The organism is Rhizobium sp. YAF28, assembly GCF_052113285.1.
GTDB lineage: Bacteria > Pseudomonadota > Alphaproteobacteria > Rhizobiales > Rhizobiaceae > Rhizobium.
On record NZ_JBFRCX010000006.1, the window covers coordinates 251,157 to 267,085 of the forward strand.

General features: G+C 58.0%; 17 protein-coding genes and 1 tRNA gene. 6 read left to right on the plus strand and 12 right to left on the minus strand.

Annotation, left to right across the window (positions count from 1 at the left end):
* From AB4Z13_RS15835 to AB4Z13_RS15855, 5 genes are all read right to left on the minus strand, one after another.
* Positions 1-681 carry a hypothetical protein gene (locus AB4Z13_RS15835; RefSeq protein ID WP_439014825.1) on the minus strand — a complete coding sequence of 227 codons (681 nt, stop codon included), beginning with the start codon at positions 679-681 and terminating at the stop codon, positions 1-3.
* Between the two features lie 32 nt (positions 682-713).
* On the minus strand, positions 714-1,994 hold the full coding sequence (locus AB4Z13_RS15840; RefSeq protein WP_113325714.1) for an OmpP1/FadL family transporter: 1,281 nt from the start codon (positions 1,992-1,994) through the stop codon (positions 714-716).
* Between the two features lie 390 nt (positions 1,995-2,384).
* Entirely contained in the window at positions 2,385-5,228 is a 2,844-nt protein-coding gene (locus AB4Z13_RS15845; protein ID WP_439014824.1) for a valine--tRNA ligase, read from the minus strand.
* A gap of 119 nt (positions 5,229-5,347) precedes the next feature.
* Entirely contained in the window at positions 5,348-6,244 is an 897-nt protein-coding gene (locus tag AB4Z13_RS15850; protein ID WP_439014823.1) for a DUF2497 domain-containing protein, read from the minus strand.
* 231 nt (positions 6,245-6,475) lie between these two features.
* Complete coding sequence (locus AB4Z13_RS15855; protein WP_439014822.1) at positions 6,476-7,141, minus strand: protein-L-isoaspartate O-methyltransferase family protein; 666 nt, start codon at positions 7,139-7,141, stop codon at positions 6,476-6,478.
* Between the two features lie 472 nt (positions 7,142-7,613).
* Here AB4Z13_RS15855 and AB4Z13_RS15860 point away from each other — a divergent pair, with 472 nt between their 5' ends.
* Complete coding sequence (locus tag AB4Z13_RS15860) at positions 7,614-7,904, plus strand: hypothetical protein (RefSeq protein ID WP_037106434.1); 291 nt, start codon at positions 7,614-7,616, stop codon at positions 7,902-7,904.
* Between the two features lie 71 nt (positions 7,905-7,975).
* Here the strand turns inward: AB4Z13_RS15860 and AB4Z13_RS15865 are convergent.
* The 3 genes from AB4Z13_RS15865 to ligD all read right to left on the minus strand — a co-directional run bounded on the left by AB4Z13_RS15865 (position 7,976) and on the right by ligD (position 9,582).
* Positions 7,976-8,049: transfer RNA gene (locus AB4Z13_RS15865), tRNA-Cys, on the minus strand.
* Positions 8,050-8,209: 160 nt separating this feature from the next.
* Entirely contained in the window at positions 8,210-8,428 is a 219-nt protein-coding gene (locus AB4Z13_RS15870; protein ID WP_442206270.1) for a hypothetical protein, read from the minus strand.
* A gap of 104 nt (positions 8,429-8,532) precedes the next feature.
* Positions 8,533-9,582 carry a non-homologous end-joining DNA ligase gene (gene ligD / locus AB4Z13_RS15875; protein ID WP_442206271.1) on the minus strand — a complete coding sequence of 350 codons (1,050 nt, stop codon included), beginning with the start codon at positions 9,580-9,582 and terminating at the stop codon, positions 8,533-8,535.
* Between ligD and AB4Z13_RS15880 the strand changes: the two genes are divergently transcribed.
* The 3 genes from AB4Z13_RS15880 (at position 9,581) to AB4Z13_RS15890 (ending at position 11,173) form a co-directional block, all read left to right on the plus strand.
* Entirely contained in the window at positions 9,581-9,895 is a 315-nt protein-coding gene (locus tag AB4Z13_RS15880) for a hypothetical protein (protein ID WP_442206272.1), read from the plus strand. The genes ligD and AB4Z13_RS15880 overlap by 2 nt on opposite strands.
* Positions 9,896-10,038: 143 nt before the next feature.
* Positions 10,039-10,305: a hypothetical protein gene (locus AB4Z13_RS15885; protein WP_442206273.1), complete on the plus strand. Its 267-nt coding sequence runs from the start codon at positions 10,039-10,041 to the stop codon at positions 10,303-10,305.
* 493 nt (positions 10,306-10,798) lie between these two features.
* The gene (locus AB4Z13_RS15890) at positions 10,799-11,173 is read left to right on the plus strand and encodes a thermonuclease family protein (RefSeq protein WP_442206274.1); all 375 of its coding nucleotides are present in this window, start codon (positions 10,799-10,801) and stop codon (positions 11,171-11,173) included.
* Here AB4Z13_RS15890 and AB4Z13_RS15895 read toward each other — a convergent pair.
* The gene (locus tag AB4Z13_RS15895; RefSeq protein WP_439018609.1) at positions 11,170-11,493 is read right to left on the minus strand and encodes a hypothetical protein; all 324 of its coding nucleotides are present in this window, start codon (positions 11,491-11,493) and stop codon (positions 11,170-11,172) included. The two genes, AB4Z13_RS15890 and AB4Z13_RS15895, sit on opposite strands and share 4 nt — an antisense overlap.
* Before the next feature lie 425 nt (positions 11,494-11,918).
* On the opposite strand from AB4Z13_RS15895, the gene AB4Z13_RS15900 reads away from it, so the two are divergent.
* A complete protein-coding gene (locus AB4Z13_RS15900; protein ID WP_442206275.1) occupies positions 11,919-13,568 on the plus strand; it encodes a calcium-binding protein in 1,650 nt (549 codons plus the stop codon).
* A gap of 75 nt (positions 13,569-13,643) precedes the next feature.
* Here the strand turns inward: AB4Z13_RS15900 and AB4Z13_RS15905 are convergent, their stop codons facing one another.
* Positions 13,644-14,051 carry a DUF1515 domain-containing protein gene (locus AB4Z13_RS15905; RefSeq protein WP_113324031.1) on the minus strand — a complete coding sequence of 136 codons (408 nt, stop codon included), beginning with the start codon at positions 14,049-14,051 and terminating at the stop codon, positions 13,644-13,646.
* A gap of 160 nt (positions 14,052-14,211) precedes the next feature.
* On the opposite strand from AB4Z13_RS15905, the gene AB4Z13_RS15910 reads away from it, so the two are divergent.
* Positions 14,212-14,565, plus strand: a complete 354-nt coding sequence (locus AB4Z13_RS15910) for a DUF982 domain-containing protein (RefSeq protein ID WP_442206276.1) — start codon at positions 14,212-14,214, stop codon at positions 14,563-14,565.
* 53 nt (positions 14,566-14,618) lie between these two features.
* Here the strand turns inward: AB4Z13_RS15910 and AB4Z13_RS15915 are convergent, their stop codons facing one another.
* Positions 14,619-14,864, minus strand: coding sequence for a hypothetical protein (locus AB4Z13_RS15915; RefSeq protein ID WP_442206277.1), 246 nt, complete (start codon positions 14,862-14,864; stop codon positions 14,619-14,621).
* The gene (locus tag AB4Z13_RS15920; protein ID WP_442206278.1) at positions 14,861-15,733 is read right to left on the minus strand and encodes a glycoside hydrolase family 108 protein; all 873 of its coding nucleotides are present in this window, start codon (positions 15,731-15,733) and stop codon (positions 14,861-14,863) included. Before AB4Z13_RS15920 ends, AB4Z13_RS15915 begins: the two co-directional genes overlap by 4 nt.
* Between the last annotated feature and the right edge of the window lie 196 nt (positions 15,734-15,929).

The window sequence follows — 15,929 nt, forward strand, 5'->3', positions numbered from 1 at the left end:
TTACCGGTTTCTTTCGTTCATCACAGACGCCTGGCGGCGGCTTTTTTTCGCCGTTCTGCCCGCGTGGATGCATTCCTTCCAGGCGAGCGATCCCGCGGCGGGCTCCAAGGCCCCTTTACCCGCGTCGCTTCCAGCCCCATACCCCTCTTTCAAAACCAGCACATCCTTGTGAACCATCCGGCTTCCGGCACGGCCCGCATGTGATGCCTGCGGTACTCCTTTCGCGACCCAGGTCCCCACCCGTCCGCCTTTATCGTCTTCGTAAACAGCAAATGTGACCAAACCGGTATCGCACTCTTCCGTGGGGAACGAAGCTTCATGCCGGGAGACTGAAAATGATTGAAACGAGTAAATCTGCAACACTACCGAAGGGGCGGATTTCCGGCCGGAAATGCCTTTGGCGAAAAGCAAAACGGCTGCTGCCGCTGGCTTCTCGCCCGCGCCATCGCGATACCTGGCGTTACCGGAAAAAACTCGACCCATGCTACTGCTTACGCACACCCTACGCTTGTCATCTCCTCGCCCGCTAATAGCGCTGCGCCCTCTTTGTGGCGGGAAATGGACAAATTCGCCCCGCCGACACCATACGCGAACCGTCGTAAAAAAGTGTTGCTGAATCGTCACAAAACGAGGCGAGAAGATGGAATGATTAAGAGCGGCAAACAAAGAAGAGCCCGGCACTGCCGGGCTCCTCAATTCTTCAAATCAGGGAATTAAAACTTGACCTTTAGGCTGGTCGATAGCGCAGCAACCAGATCGTTGCCAAAGGAATAGGAGACATCATCTCCAAACGTGACGCCATTCTGTGTCACGACGCCAGACGAACCACTCGTCAGCACGCCGACGGCACCGGCGACGCGCCATTCGATGTGCTCGGTCGGCGTGAAGGCTGCACCGACACCGAGTGTCCAGCTATCGGTCTGAGCGCCATAGCCCTGGCTGGTGCCACGATCCCAGGTCAGGCTGACGGCGCCTGCCCATTGGTCATTGAACTTGTGGCCGACGCCACCGGTGATGGTCCAGCCGTCGCGATAGAGAAGGTCGAGCGAAGTCAGTTCTGTCTTACCGCCAGATGTGCAGGCGATCACGCCCTTTGTCGATGTCGGGCAGAAGGGCACGGACTGAAGGACACTCCAGTTCGTCCATTTGACCGAACCGAAAGCGAGCCAATCCGGAGCGATACCGCTCTGCAGCTTCAATTCCAACGAATCCGGCGCTTCGGCGGAACCGAAAACGGGCGTGACGCGTCCGTAAGGCGCAGCATTCAGCGGCGCAAAAGGTGCGGTAACCTGGGTCAGATCTACCGTGCCCGTCAGGTTGTCGTACTTGACGCGGCTGTTATAGACGAGGCTCGCGCGCATCGCATATTCCGGGATCTCGTATGCGAGACCGGCGCGCCAGCCCCAGCCATTGTCTTCGAGATCGAGGCGACCGATGCCATTACCCGTACCGACCAGAAGCGGAACCGTCGAAACCAGACGCTCCTTGAAGCCCTCGACTTCCTGATAGAAGGCGCCGCCGATGAAGCGAAGCTGTCCCGGACCGACATCGAAGCGATAGGAGCAGGTGCCGCCATAATTACGGGTTTTGATCTCCGTCTCGATATTGTTGTTGGCGCCAGCCCAGTTCAAGCCGGGATCGGTGTGCCCGCCGAAGGGCTCGGAATAGTCGACAAGGCAGTCGATCGCATCGCCGAAACCGGCCTTGAAGCCAATATAGGGAACGGCGTAATTCGCGGTATCGTCGGCGGTGCTCGAACGGCTGTTCAGATTGCCCCCCCCTGGAGATACAGAGGTATCCGTGTCGCGAGCATTCTTCAGCTTGCGCTGGGGCGTGACATAAATAACGCCCGATTGAAACGAGAAGGGCGAGGTATCGAACAACTGATCGATATTATAGCCGCCGCGCTCCAGACCACCCGCAAAGGACGGTGAAGCGAGCGCCGAAAGGATAACGAGCGATGTTACGCCCCTGAAAAACATACGCGCTGCCATTGTGTCTCCCCCACTCAAGCAATTGATGTAATCACACTGTGCTAGTGAACTTAACAAATCGCAACGAGGCGCCCCGCTGCGACGCGAAGTTGCGTTATGACTAATTTACGTAACTAATTGACGGGCACGTCAAAAAATCGGATGGATAAAATTCTATTCTTCCATCTCTGGATTTTTAAGGGCCTGTTAGATTCTTTTTCCATCAAGAGTGGAAGCTGTATCAAACTGACAACAGTGTTAGTTTTCGCGCACAGCATGCCCAAAATGGGTGATATCCACAGTGGTTGCGGCCCTAACGGGCCAAATTTAAGAGAATCATCATACTTTTGAACGCAAAAGGCGCGCTCCAAGGGAACGCGCCTTCAGGAATAATATACTCGTTCCCCGCGATTATCCTGCTTCGCTAACTCGCGCTAGAGCAGTCCTCAGGCTTTCGATCTGGCTCGTCAGTTCGGCGTGACGCTCGCGTTCCGCCTCCACCACTTCCGGGTTGGCATTGGCGACAAACTTCTCATTCGAGAGCTTGCCATCGATGCGGGCGATCTCGCCCTCGGCCTTTGCAATCGCCTTTTCGAGACGGTTCTTTTCCGCCGCGAGATCGATCAGATTGCCAAGCGGCAAGCAGGCGGTCGCTTCTGCGACGATGATCTGAGCAGCACCCTTCGGTGCGGATTCCGCCAGTGAGATACCCTCGACACGCGCCAGGCGCTTGATGGCCGCGTCGTGACGGAACAGCCGTTCACGCGTCAGGCTGTTGGCGCCAACGACGACGAGCGGCGCGGTGGCCGACGGCGGCACGTTCATTTCCGAGCGGACCGAGCGGATGCCGGAAACGAGGTCGATCAGCCAGTTGATCTCATCGGCCGCAGCATTGTCGGCATAAGACGGCGACGGCCATTCGGCGTGGCAGAGCAAGCCGTCACGTTCCTGGCCCTCACCCGCCGTGTGCGCCCACAGCTCTTCGGTCATGAAGGGCATGAAGGGGTGCAGCAGCTTGTAGATCTCTTCCAGAACATAAGCGCTGCACGCTTGAGCTTCGGCCTTCGCACCCTCGTCTTCACCTCCGAAGACCGGCTTCAGAAGTTCGAGATACCAATCGCAGAACTGGTTCCAGACGAAACGATAGAGCGCACCGGCGGCATCGTTGAAGCGGTAGGCTTCAAGCGCTTCCGTAACGTCACGTTCCGTGCGGGCAAGCTCCGTCAGGATCCAGCGGTTGATGGTGAGCTCGGCTGCTTCCGGCACAAAATGCGGATCGCTCTTGACGCCGTTCATTTCGGCAAAGCGCGTGGCGTTCCAGAGCTTGGTGCCGAAATTGCGGTAGCCGGCGATGCGAGCCGGGTCGAGCTTCACGTCGCGGCCTTGGGCTGCCATGATCGCCAGGGTAAAGCGCAGGGCATCGGCACCATATTCGTCGATCAGTTCGAGCGGGTCGATGACGTTGCCCTTGGACTTCGACATCTTTTGCCCGTTCTTGTCGCGCACCAGAGCGTGAATATAGACGGTATGGAACGGCTCGACCGGGTTATCGTCCTCGTCCTTCATGAAATGCAGGCCCATCTGCATCATGCGAACAACCCAGAACGGGATGATATCGAAACCGGTGACAAGAACGCTGGTCGGGTAATATCGCTCCAGTTCGGGCGTCTTGTCCGGCCAGCCAAGTGTCGAGAACGGCCAGAGGGCCGAAGAGAACCAGGTGTCGAGCACGTCTTCGTCACGTACCAGAATCTCGCCCGGCTTGAAGTTCTCAAGCAGGTCCTCGACATAGGCCTTCATCGGTCCTTCATGCGACAGGTAGTGCTGGATGGCGGCCTGCAGCGCCTCCTCTTCGGTCTTCTCGACGAAAACCTGACCATCCGGGCCATACCAGGCCGGAATCTGGTGCCCCCACCAGAGCTGACGTGAGATGCACCATGGCTGGATATTGTCCATCCATTGGAAATAAGTATTTTCCCAGTTCTTCGGGACGAACTTTGTCCGGCCCTCGCGAACAGAGGCAATGGCAGGCTTGGCAAGGGTCTTGTTGTCAACCCACCATTGCTCGGTCAGACGCGGCTCGATCGGCACGCCACCACGATCGCCATGCGGAACCATATGCTTATGCGGCTCGATCTTGTCGAGCAGGCCGGCTTCCTCGAAAATCTCGACAATGATCTTTCGTGCAGCGAAACGATCCTGGCCTTCCAGCCGGTCCCAGGCGCCATGCAAGGCGGCCGGATGATCGAGACCTTCCAGGAAATCCTCATTGTCCTTGATGGTAATCGTGGCGTCGACATTCATGATGTTGATGACACGCAGCCCGGTGCGCCTGCCGACGTCGAAGTCGTTGAAGTCATGCGCCGGCGTAACCTTGACCGCGCCGCTGCCGGCGGTTGGATCGGCGTAGCTGTCAGCAACGATCGGAATGCGTCGGCCAACGATCGGCAGGATGACATGCTTGCCGACGATCGACTTGTAGCGCTCGTCCTTGGGATTAACTGCAACGCCGGTATCGCCAAGCATCGTCTCCGGCCGCGTGGTCGCAACCACGAGGTAGTCGCGCGTTTCGAATTCGGTGGGCTTGCCCTCCTCATCAAAAGCGATTGGATACTGGTAGGTGACGCCGTCTTCCAGGGGATAGCGCAGATGCCAGAGATTGCCTTTGAGCTCGATCTGCTCGACTTCCATGTCGGAAATCGCTGTCAGCAACTTCGGATCCCAGTTGACGAGGCGCTTATCCTTGTAAATCAGCCCTTCCTTGTAGAGCGTGACGAAGACTTCGAGAACTGCCTGCGACAGGCCCTCGTCCATGGTGAAGCGCTCACGCGACCAGTCACAGGAAGCGCCGAGACGCTTCAGCTGGTTGAAGATCAGGCCGCCCGATTCACCCTTCCACTCCCAAACCTTTTCGATGAAGGCATCGCGGCCCATCTCGCGGCGGCCGGGAAGCTGTTGTTCCATCAGCTTGCGCTCGACAACCATCTGCGTGGCGATGCCGGCATGGTCCATGCCCGGCTGCCAGAGCACATCCTTGCCGCGCATGCGCTCGAACCGCACCATGACGTCCTGCAGCGTGTTGTTCAGCGCATGACCCATGTGCAGCGAACCGGTCACGTTCGGCGGCGGGATGACGATGGTGAAGCTGTCGGCGCCCGGCTTGGCATTGGCGCCGGCGCGGAAGGCATCGGCCTCATCCCATTTCGCAGCGATTTTCGGTTCGACGGCGGCGGAATCGTAGGTCTTTTCGAGCATTTTCTGACCAATTCGAGGTTCGAGGATGGGCGTTTTGTAAATAGGATGGTTACGGCCAAGTCAATAAAAAAGCCGCCCCGGAGACCGGAGCGGCTCTTGTCTGGAAAAAGCGTTTCCGATCAGCGGCGCGGGCCGTGCGCCACACGTTCGATCTCTTCGCGCACGAGGCGTTCGACGAGCGTCGGCAGATTGTCGTCTAGCCATTCGCGCAGCATCGGCCGCAGCATGTCTTCGGCAATCTCATCCAGCGAGCGGCGCTCGGCTGCGCCATCGATGGCAGCGGCGAGCTCTTCGAAGGAACGGGCAACCTGCAGGCCAGTGTTCTGGGACAGAAGTGACGGCTGAACGTCTTCCGCTACACGCAAAGGTGTAACTTCGGCAGGCTGGAAGGCCACCGGCTCGACGCGCTGTTCGACGACGGGAAGCATGGGTGCCTCCTCGACGAGCGCGGGCTGCGGAACCTCGGGCAGGCGCTGCTCGGCAAAGACCGGCGCAGGCTCGGGCGCATAATGGGGGACGGGGGCAACGCGGGGAGCCGGAGCCGGCTCGACCGGGCGGGGGGTGGGCGCTGCGTGCGGCGCGTCATAAGCTGACTGCGGCTCGAATTGCGGCTGCGGTTCGCGGAACACCTGGGGCATATCACGCGGCATGTCACGGAGAGCCTGGCCGGCCTGAACGGCGTTACGCTCTGAAGCAGCACGGACGCGGGCTGCGACGTCGGCAAGTGACATGGCGCGGGCCGGCATTTCCGGCTCAGGCGCAATACCGGCAGAATTTGCAGCGACGAAACGCGGATCGGGACGCAGCGCAGACGGCTCCGGGAACTCGACGCCGGCATAGGTATCGTCAACCGTCAGATGGATTTCGGAGTCGTTGTCCTCTTCCGCACCGTAAACGGGAGGAAGCGAGGCGGAAATCGCCTTTCCGGCGCCTGGCTCATTGCTTTCGATGATCTGGCGAATGGAGGCCAGGATCTCTTCCATGGACGGTTCACGCACTACACCTGGCTGAGCCATATCTATCCCCGTTATCCCTTAACAACGACCGGATGGCGTGGAGCATGCACCCGAATCACCATGACCTTAGAATACCCCAAAGGGGAAAAAAATCAGCGCGAATCAAACAAATGCAGCCATGCACAGTTTTGTTACCCAAGTGTAAGCGAAGTCTGTGAAGGCTTTTAAGACAGCCGAAACGAAAACGGGCGCCCATGGCGCCCGCTCAAAAAAATCGGCGGTAGAAACGCCTTAGAATACGAATTCACGAGCCTTGGCGAAACCGGGCAGCGGCTTGACCGAAGCATTGAAGAAGACGTTTTCGGAAACAGCCCCGCGCTCGCTGACGAAGACTTTCGCGCGGGCAGCATTGCCATAACCCTGCACGACAACGAGACGGCCGCCATCCTGCAGCTGGCCGAGAAGTGCCGCGGGAACCTCTTCAACCGAACCGTTGATGAAGATCAGATCATAGGGAGCGCCGGCGGCATTACCCTTCTCAAGCGGGCCAGTCGCCACCTGCACATTTGCATAGCCGGCGAGATTTGCCTTGGCTTCAGCCGCAAGGGTCTCGTCCGATTCGAGCGCCACGACGGAGCCCGCGATCAGCGACAGCAGCGCGGAGGCGTACCCCGTGCCAGCGCCGACTTCGAGAACGGCATCATCCTTGGTGACGGCGGCGAGCTGCAGCAGCTTGGCGAGCGGCGACGCCTCCATGATGAAACGGCCCGGATTGCCGGCGGTTGCCGGAGCAATCTCGATATCATTGTCGATATAAGCCAGCACCTTCGCCTTCTCCGGCACGAATGCTTCGCGCGGGACGGTGAGGAAGGCCGTCAGCACCGAATGCGAGGTAACGTCCGTGGTGCGGACCTGGTTGTCGACCATCTTTACGCGTGCTGCTTCGAAATCCATCATATCCTCTCGCCGATGAAAGCGGTTCTGTCTTCCGTCTCTTAATCTCCGGCACGAATGCTTTCAAGGCTTGCCGGAGACCCGTTTGAAGAATCCCGGAAACCCCTTCCCACATGCAACAGCTGAAAAACGATAGCTGCAACTTCTGCGTGGAGTAAATTGCGATTTCATGATACTGTTCTAACCGGAGGAAATGAGGAGGAGCAGGCCATGTCTGCCATTCTGGAATATTTTACGCTGTTCGACTTTTTCATCGGCGCAGCACTCGTCGGCATATTCTGCTGCGGGCTCCTGGACCGCGAGATGAACTGAACAGATTGCACTCTCTCAGTAAAAGTTTCCTGGCCGCCTGCTCGGCGCGCCGGAAAAATGGATTTCGGCGTCCAGTCGGATCAAGCCGGCACAGTCGATCGCGCCATTAACTCTATATCAACCATATTGTTGCGCCAATCGCGGCTTTCGCTAGTTTGGCCGCATGCAAACATTCGCCATTCAATCGCCAGATATCGAAGCGCTTCACTACAATCCGGAAGCGCGGCTGCTGCTTGTGAAGTTCAAAAGCGGCGCCATCTGCAATTTCACACGTATCTCAGCGCAGGCGCTGCAGCGACTGCTCGGCCCCGATGTGCAGATAGAGAACCCAACGGCAGAGGACGATGCCAGCTATCTGGCGGGCCTGCGTAGCGGCGGATTGCGGGCGCTTTATTCACTCACCGGCATCAAACCAGCCCAATTCGATTTCGCCCAAGTTCCCGGCATCTGGTGATGCGAGACTGCCGAATCGATGCCGCGCCTCATTTCTGAAGCGGATCGGATTTCTATGTCGGTGGAATTTTTTGGAGGCCTCGCCCGGAATTGAACCGGGGTACAAGGATTTGCAGTCCTCTGCGTCACCACTCCGCCACGAGGCCTCACCTCTGACCGATATGTCAAAATATCGTGTGGTGGCGCGGATTTAGAATCATCCTAACGGAAGTGCAAGAGGCTTCATTCTGAATTCGGTCCTTTTTTCATTCTGAATAACTGTTTCCAGAACGTTCCTCCGCGTCGTTGGCGACGGGCGGCAGTCGTCTACCGGCTGTAGCGGTTGTGCTCTCTGTTGGATGAACGAATTTGCTGTAGTCGTTCCAGCTGGACCACGCGAAGCGCGTCGAAAAATGTGCGCGCATCAAGCTTCGTATTAGAATGCTGTTTGAAATACCCTTCGGCGGTGTCGAAGAACTCACCAAGATCGACATCGAAACGGTCGGGCATCCGTTGTCGGATGAAGGCAATGAGTAATCGGTCCAAGGCTGCCTCCAACGCCCGCTAAAATCGAACGCGCGGGACCAAATTAAACGAAGCCATCGATCTTTTGTTCCGGAAGGCCACCGGTCACCAAGCCAAGCTAGCTGTCACCGGTCTTGCAATTGATATACTTCGGCATTGTCCTGCTTTTCCCGCAGGCCTTTGTAAGACGCGTGGCGAAGCTTGCCGTCATGGGTCCATGCGCGATATTCGATCTCAGCTATCAGCGTTGGCTGGAGCCAGACAATGTTCTTCCGGCTCCCCTCGTATTCCACGGCCGGCCGGTTTGCCTTCAGCTTGTCCATTATCTCGCGCAGCTGCCAGGCATCCTTCTCTTTGAAGCCCGTCCCTACCGACCCGACATAGACCAAGCTATTGCCGCGATAGGCTGCAAGCAGAAGTGAACCAATCTGGCCGCGAGCCGCCGTCGACTGCTCATAGCCGACGATCATGAAGCTGTCGCTTTGGATGCACTTGATCTTCAGCCAGTCACCAAGTCGGCCGGAGCGATAGGCGCTGTTACGATCCTTCGCGATGATCCCCTCAAGCCCGTGCTCGCACGCCAGCCGCAGGAGCTGTTCACCGTCCGCTTCCACTTCCTCTGACAGCCGAATGGCGCTTTCCCGACCTGGCAGGATCAACCCTTCGAGCAGATGCCGGCGGGTCGAGAGCTCGGTGTTCGTCAAATCGTGGCCGTCGAAATACAGAAGATCGAAAGCCATCAAAACGGATGCGCCGGAGTTCAGTTTCCCGCCGCGGCCGCCTAGCGATTGCTGCAGCTGGCCGAAATCCGAGCGCCCATGCTCATCGAGAACCACGGCTTCGCCATCGAGGATCGCCGTCGCCGCGCCGAGCTGCGCTGCCTCCGCCGCGATCGCCGGGAAGCGGTGCGTCCAGTCATGGCCGCCGCGCGTCAGGATGCGAGCGCCTTTCGGCTCGATATGCACAGCAATCCGGTAACCGTCCCACTTCACTTCGAAGGCCCATTGCGGCCCTTTCGGCGGTTTCGACTTCAGGAGGGCAAGGCACGGATCGACGCGAGCCGGCATTGGATCGAGGGGAAGATTTGGCTGCGAAGGATCTCGCGGCTTGCGCGCTCGGGAGCGGAGCGGCTTGTCAACCTGAAGGAGCGGCTTCGACTTGGGAGGCTTGGTCATGGGACCACTCCATCAGCAAATGCTTAAAATGCCGTCTATTGACAGATCCGGCAAGCGGGACAAGTTTTCGGCTATGAGCAAGATCCCGCCGCCTAAGGTCCCCGAGAAACATCCGGATCGTTTTTTGAACTGCCAGGATGCAATGCATGTAGGCTTTCAAGATCTGGTGGACAGCGCAGTTAAAGCGGGCTGGCGGCCAGAGGAGGTTCTAGTCTCGCTCATCGAACTTGCGGATAATCAAGCACTGATGATGGAAGCCAACGCCGAGGTCGAGGCGGCGCTAAAGATCCTGAAGCGGAAGGGTCTGTTCTAGGAATCAGACTCCGCTTGACTCTCGAAACAATGAGAACATAATAAGAACACCTTGCAAGGTGAACGGAGCCGCGCGGCAACCTCCTTGTTAACCGCTAGAGACCCGCGCGGCTTCGCCTATCCCACCGTTAAAACTAAGTGGACATGAAGCGATTTGATGAAATCCGTTTGCCCGGCAAACAGGTCGTGCGTTGGCGTTTTCTTGATCGAGAGAATCGCTGGGAGATCGCGGCCTATCGAATACCGACCGGCGGCGAGCTTCTGATGTCTGTAACTGGCGAGCCGATTCAGCGATGGTCAGCCGGCGGCCCGAGCACCGATGAATTCAGCGAAGCTCTCGGGATGGTCGTGATGAGCGCTTCGCTCAGGGTCCAGAGCGATCGGCTCAATGGCCGCCGAAACCTTCATTGAAGGTCCCTACCAACCCCTCTACAAATGGCGCCGGACGCAGATCGACGAGAACGATCCTCCGAGCGATGACGACTGGATGGGGTGGGATGGAGACGTACCACTCGGTCGGATCACAAAACAGTTGCACGGCCTGATGAAGGACCGTTGGATGTGGTCTGCCCATGGCCCTCGGACGAGGAGACGTCTATTGCCGCATCAGGGCTACGAAGGCGAAGGCCGAGACGCTATGCGGATGGTGGAAGACTATTACCACCGGCTAATGCGATATAACGGAATGCGGGGAAGTCGTGATGAGCAATGAAGGGCACAGCAGCGCGCCAGGTGCCAATGTGATTGTCGAGCACTATTGCGACCACGAGGGACTGGACGGTTCGAGGTGCCCGAAATGGGGATGCTACGGCTTTGAGGAGAGTAAGGCGATCACGCTCTGGTATTGCCGGGAGCACCAGCCATCGAACTATCGCGGCTGGCCGGCGCACGGATCTGGCCAGCAATGATAGCAGCTATCTTGATATGCGGCAGTCTGACCGCCGTCGATGGCGACACCGTACGCTGCGATGGGCAGCTCATGCGGCTATTGGGAGGAGGAGTGCCGTTTCAGTCGGGCATTGACACCCCGGAGATCGGATCGCACGCGAAATGCATCAAGGAACGGAAGCTGGCGCTGATCGCCAAGGGAAGGCTGAAAGAGCTTTTGGAAGAACGCGGCCTGCGGATTGATATAAAGGGCTACGACAACACACCGAAGCACCGGCCGCTCATCAACATCTATCGAACGAATGGGGAAGAGATAGGGAGCAAATTGCTCAAGGACGGATTTGCCAGGACATGGACTCCGCACCATAAAAACGATTGGTGCACTGGCTAGCGTCCACTATCACGCTCGGCAGCCTTCATCTCGAACAGAATGAGCTTCAGGCCTGCTGTTTCAACTGAGAGGATATTATCGAGTGGAGGCGCGCTCGTTTCGAACTCTATAACTGGCTTGTCCATGTGGCGGCTAAGCTCTGCATAGAGAAGTTCATGCGATTGCTTGGCAAGAAGGACCATGCTCACCGCCTCACACATCGCGCGGCGTCCACGTTGACTGTCCACGGGCGTCCGATGGGCGGAAGACCATTTCTGAACGACTGCTGTAATCTGATCGATTTCTTCGTCCTGCAACGAAAGCAGATGGAGTAGAGACATCGCCGGCACCTAATGTTGCGGCAAGAGCACCCATTGTCTCCCAACCGGCCTCTACCGTTGTACTTCCGGGCCGACGAGAGGACCGTACTCCTTTTTGCGTGTAGAGTCCCAATTAATTCAATCCCAGGATGGTACAGCGTATCGAGGAAGAGCTTTGGCGCCAGAACTGCGGTTTCGCCTCTTTGGTGCGCCAGCGCATCGTGCCGCAACAGGGATGGGCAGAGACGGCGAGAGAGGCGTCGCGGATGGCTGAGGAGCATTATGAGAGGTTGAAGGGGCTTCACGGGTGACGGGCATTATATATATCTACTCGCCCTAAAATATTGCCACACTGCAACAGTGTTAGGTATTTGCTAACCGATACTTTGACTTCTAGTTGTGGCTGTGGAAGAAATCCCCCGCTCGCAGAATTTTTAGGGGGTTTTATGGGTACGCTTGTTTTTACGCAGACTGGAGACGTATCCTTCGGTCAGTTTATCGATGATACGACATTTACCGGCGGATCGGCCGATACTTCCCTTTTGATAGGTTCCTTTAAGACATCTCTCGGCCTCACTCTCGGATCGGGAGATTTTCTGACCTATTTCTTGGCCGACCCGATCATGAACAATGCGTTCTTTGGCGGTGAATCGTCGGATGCGCCGCTGAATACCTACGGCTTGATTGCCGACCATCTCGATATTTACGGGGGCAACGGCGACAATCATATCGAAGTAACGAGTGCAAACGTTGCGAATATTTATACAGGCGCCGGCGACGATTACATAAAGATAAGCGGTGGCTGGACCTCCTTCATAAATCCCGGCGCTGGCGCTGATACAATGATTGGAGGAAGCGAAAACGACACATATTTCGTGGAGGATGTCGGTGATCAGGTCATCGAGCTTGGCGGCGACGGCATCTTTGGTTCTCGCGATAGCGTTAGGACAACGCTTTTGAGCTACACACTCGGCGCCGGCATCGAAGAGCTCTGGCTTTACGCGGGCGATGCGTCAGGCTACGGCAACGAACTCGACAACTGGATTTATGGTAGCGACGGCAATAACGTCCTCAATGGCTTCGCGGGGACAAACTATCTCGACGGTCGCGAAGGCAACGACAAATTCCTGGTCACAAGTGACCAATCGCGCAACGGCATTTTCGGCGGCACCGGCGACGATACACTGGTCTATAAGCAGGGACTGGGCGGAGGGGAAGATCCATGGGCGTTCGACCACGGGCAGTCGGCATATTTTGATGGTGAAGACGGCACCGATAACGCTGCACTGGACTTCTCTCTCGCTCAGTCTGTAAGCGCAACGATGAACGGCAGCACGGTCGTCTACGATATCCTCGGCGCTGATGGCTACCATTCGACCGTCACGCTGATTTCGGTGGAGCGCGTGAACATCGTCGGTTCGGCCGCTGCCGACACGTTCTACGGCACGTCAGGCAAGGACTGGATCGACGGCGGCGCCGGCGCGGACACGGTCCATGGCTCGGCTGGTGATGACGGCTATGTCTTCGACAATGCCGGCGACCGCGTCGTCGATGAAGCGGCAGGCGGCGGCACGGATACGATCTGGGCTTCGGTCAGCGTCAATCTCAATGACAACGCCTTCGTCGAAAACCTCCGGCTTTCCGGCGGTGCCATCAATGGCACTGGCAACAGCCTTGCCAACATGATCACTGGCAATGCCTCGGCCAACGTCATCGCCGGCGGCGCCGGCAATGACAGCCTCTATGGCAAGGGCGGCGCCGATACGTTCCATTTCAATGAAATGGGCGCGGCCAACAAGGATTCGATCTGGGACTTCGATGCCGACGACAAGATCTCGCTTGGCTCCGTCTTCACCGGTCTCGACAAGGACAATAACGGCATCGTCGATGACGACGCCTTCCTCGTGCTCGTCAAGAACGGCCCGAAGGTCAGCGGCGATCATGCGGTGCTCACCTACAATGCCGCCACCGGCGTGCTTTCCTACGATCACGACGGCGCCGGCAAGGATGCCGCCCAGGACATCGCCTTCGTCGGAGTCAACAAGACCTTCTTCGACCACAGCGATATCCTGATCAACAGCTCGCTCCTGGTTTGAGGCGATATAGGCGGAACAACGCTTGAAACCCGCGGAAATCCCTGCGGGTTTCATCGCCACGTTACGGGGGGCTGCTCAATTAATTTTCAGCCAGTGGCGGATGGCAGAGACGGTACCGTCACCGATATAGGCGACGATACCGCCGATCGTCAGGCCGGCGAAGGCTATCAGCCCTGAGATCCCCACCCCGAGCGTCTTCATCCGTTTCCACTCCTCCAAGGCAGGCTGGACGGAGGCGTGATTGCGGTCCACGGTCTCCTTGAGGGCTTTGATCTCCTCGCGGATCTGGGCATCAACACCGCCGCTAATTGCGACCGTGGTATCGAGGTGGCCGATTTGCTTGGCCTGGCTATCTAACCGCGCATGGATGACGGCTCGGCTCTCATGAGCGTTGTGTTTCTCCTCTTGGAAATCCTCTCGTATACGCCTCACGCCCTCTTCGACCCGCCCAAGCGCTCGAAGGATATCGTCATTGGAAGTCATCGTCCGCCTGTTCGTTTCGATGCGATGCTGTTGGCGCCAAAGCGCCCCGGATTACTTTTGAAGTTTCTGATGACGCGCGGGTCGCCCGGAGGGGTTATTGACGGAACGAATCACCTGCGCATCTGTTGAGTCGCGAATCAGTGATGCGTGAGGTTCCGCGATGTACGCCGCGACTGGAGTTCCGATTAAGCCGGTGCTCGTGCACTTTGAAGACGAGCGAGATGACCGCCCCGCCTCCACGGTCGAAGATCTTATGGGCATGCTCATGAGCGACGGTTGGCCCAAACGACCGAACGACATTGTATGGGGCAAGGCCCTATCGTCCTGCATGAGCGCGATCACCACGCAAAGCGGCGGCACAAGGGCTCGGAGGGCTTTCGTCGAGGCCGCGCACCTTGCGCAGTTTCGTGTCCTGCCCGATGACGACCTGCCTAAGTCCCGTCGCAATGGTAAGCTTGGAACCGCCCGCGATGCTGAGCGATCGACACGGCTGTCTGCCGGTCATTCGCGATAAGGTAGCTGTTCGTCGATGGCTTTGGGTTGATCGCGACCAGGACGTCGCAAGGCTCAGCGACTTTCGCCGTCTGGCAGCTCGCACCCGCCAAGCATAGCGCAAAGGCCGGGATCATCAGCAGCAAGTGCTTTCGCATCGATATTCTTCCCATTTTTGAGGATTTTGACACGGCTGGCTTGGAGATCGGCATAGACGTCGGAGCGTCCGCCCGAGTACCCGAAGCCGTAGCCGACAAGGAACGCGATCCCCGACGCAGCCAGTGCGCCGAGGGCGAGCTTGAGGAGAGTTCCGATAGTCATGACGCCACCGGAATATCGAGGGCATCCTTGAGCCGGTCCTTCTTGCGCTTTGCATACCAGCGATAAGCGAGGCCGCCGATCGTCAGGCCGGCACTGACAACTATCAAGCCAGCGACCACCTTGCCGATAAGCTCACTGGAATAGCTGAGCGGAGAAAGCTGGTCCTGCACCTGCTGGAGCGTGGCAGCGAGGGTGCCAGAGCCGATACCGCCGCCAGTGGACGCATCGGCAACAGCAAGCGCCGGAGCAGGTTTAGCGCTGGACAGGAACGCCTTTGCCTCGCCGCCGACCTTGTAGCTGATCTCCGGCCCGACAGAGCCGGTTGCCCATGCTTGCCCAACGGCCTTCACATCCCTGATACGGCTTATCCAGCCCTTGCCGAAGGTCTTGAACGTCTTCAAGGCGCGGAGGAACGCTTCACGGCGCTCGATGATGCGTGCGACCAACATATCATTGTCGTTGACGCCGGCCGCCGCCAGGATTGTCCCCTGCCCGATGATGCCGTCGATCGCGCCCTGATAGAGCCCGAGGCCCTGCAACGCGCGCTGCAGCCATTTGATGGACTGGGAGACGCCGGAATTCACGTTGCCGTCGAAGACCACGTAGGAGACGCCGGGCGCCAGCTTATCGAGCTTGGCGATGTCCCAGTAGCGCTTGCGGTAGATCGCGGCGACTTCCGCATTCGTGATGGTCTGGACATCGCGCGAAGGCTTTCCGTCCGCAGCCAGCCATTCGGTGAAGACTCGCTGCGTGACGCCCTTCATTGTGGCGCCACCTGGATCGGCCGGGTGGTTGCTATAGCCGCCTTCGTGCACCAGCACCTTGGCGAGTGAGCGCGAGAATTCGCTTGCCGTGTCATAGACTGGCATTGGTGATGTCTCCGATGTTGGGAAAGTTTCGCGCAAGCTTCGCGATGGATTCATCCGCTTGCGGGAATCAAATGACGCGAGCATGTTCTCGCGGGTGATCATGAGGATCTTCGGTAATGGCCTATGACTGGACCGGCGAGCGCACAACGCGCGCTCGCCGTATTAAATTAGCTCTCGCTTCCTTGATTATTCTGGC

Excerpts from the sequence above, each read along its gene's own strand:
- AB4Z13_RS15845 (WP_439014824.1), bottom strand. The coding sequence starts at position 5,228 with ATGCTCGAAAAGACCTACGATTCCGCCGCCGTCGAACCGAAAATCGCT.
- ligD (WP_442206271.1), bottom strand. The coding sequence starts at position 9,582 with ATGACCAAGCCTCCCAAGTCGAAGCCGCTCCTTCAGGTTGACAAGCCG.
- AB4Z13_RS15885 (WP_442206273.1), top strand. The coding sequence starts at position 10,039 with ATGAAGCGATTTGATGAAATCCGTTTGCCCGGCAAACAGGTCGTGCGT.
- AB4Z13_RS15915 (WP_442206277.1), bottom strand. The coding sequence starts at position 14,864 with ATGACTATCGGAACTCTCCTCAAGCTCGCCCTCGGCGCACTGGCTGCG.
- AB4Z13_RS15880 (WP_442206272.1), top strand. The coding sequence starts at position 9,581 with ATGGGACCACTCCATCAGCAAATGCTTAAAATGCCGTCTATTGACAGA.
- AB4Z13_RS15910 (WP_442206276.1), top strand. The coding sequence starts at position 14,212 with ATGTACGCCGCGACTGGAGTTCCGATTAAGCCGGTGCTCGTGCACTTT.
- AB4Z13_RS15920 (WP_442206278.1), bottom strand. The coding sequence starts at position 15,733 with ATGCCAGTCTATGACACGGCAAGCGAATTCTCGCGCTCACTCGCCAAG.
- AB4Z13_RS15840 (WP_113325714.1), bottom strand. The coding sequence starts at position 1,994 with ATGGCAGCGCGTATGTTTTTCAGGGGCGTAACATCGCTCGTTATCCTT.
- AB4Z13_RS15855 (WP_439014822.1), bottom strand. The coding sequence starts at position 7,141 with ATGATGGATTTCGAAGCAGCACGCGTAAAGATGGTCGACAACCAGGTC.
- AB4Z13_RS15850 (WP_439014823.1), bottom strand. The coding sequence starts at position 6,244 with ATGGCTCAGCCAGGTGTAGTGCGTGAACCGTCCATGGAAGAGATCCTG.
- AB4Z13_RS15895 (WP_439018609.1), bottom strand. The coding sequence starts at position 11,493 with ATGTCTCTACTCCATCTGCTTTCGTTGCAGGACGAAGAAATCGATCAG.
- AB4Z13_RS15905 (WP_113324031.1), bottom strand. The coding sequence starts at position 14,051 with ATGACTTCCAATGACGATATCCTTCGAGCGCTTGGGCGGGTCGAAGAG.
- AB4Z13_RS15890 (WP_442206274.1), top strand. The coding sequence starts at position 10,799 with ATGATAGCAGCTATCTTGATATGCGGCAGTCTGACCGCCGTCGATGGC.
- AB4Z13_RS15900 (WP_442206275.1), top strand. The coding sequence starts at position 11,919 with ATGGGTACGCTTGTTTTTACGCAGACTGGAGACGTATCCTTCGGTCAG.
- AB4Z13_RS15860 (WP_037106434.1), top strand. The coding sequence starts at position 7,614 with ATGCAAACATTCGCCATTCAATCGCCAGATATCGAAGCGCTTCACTAC.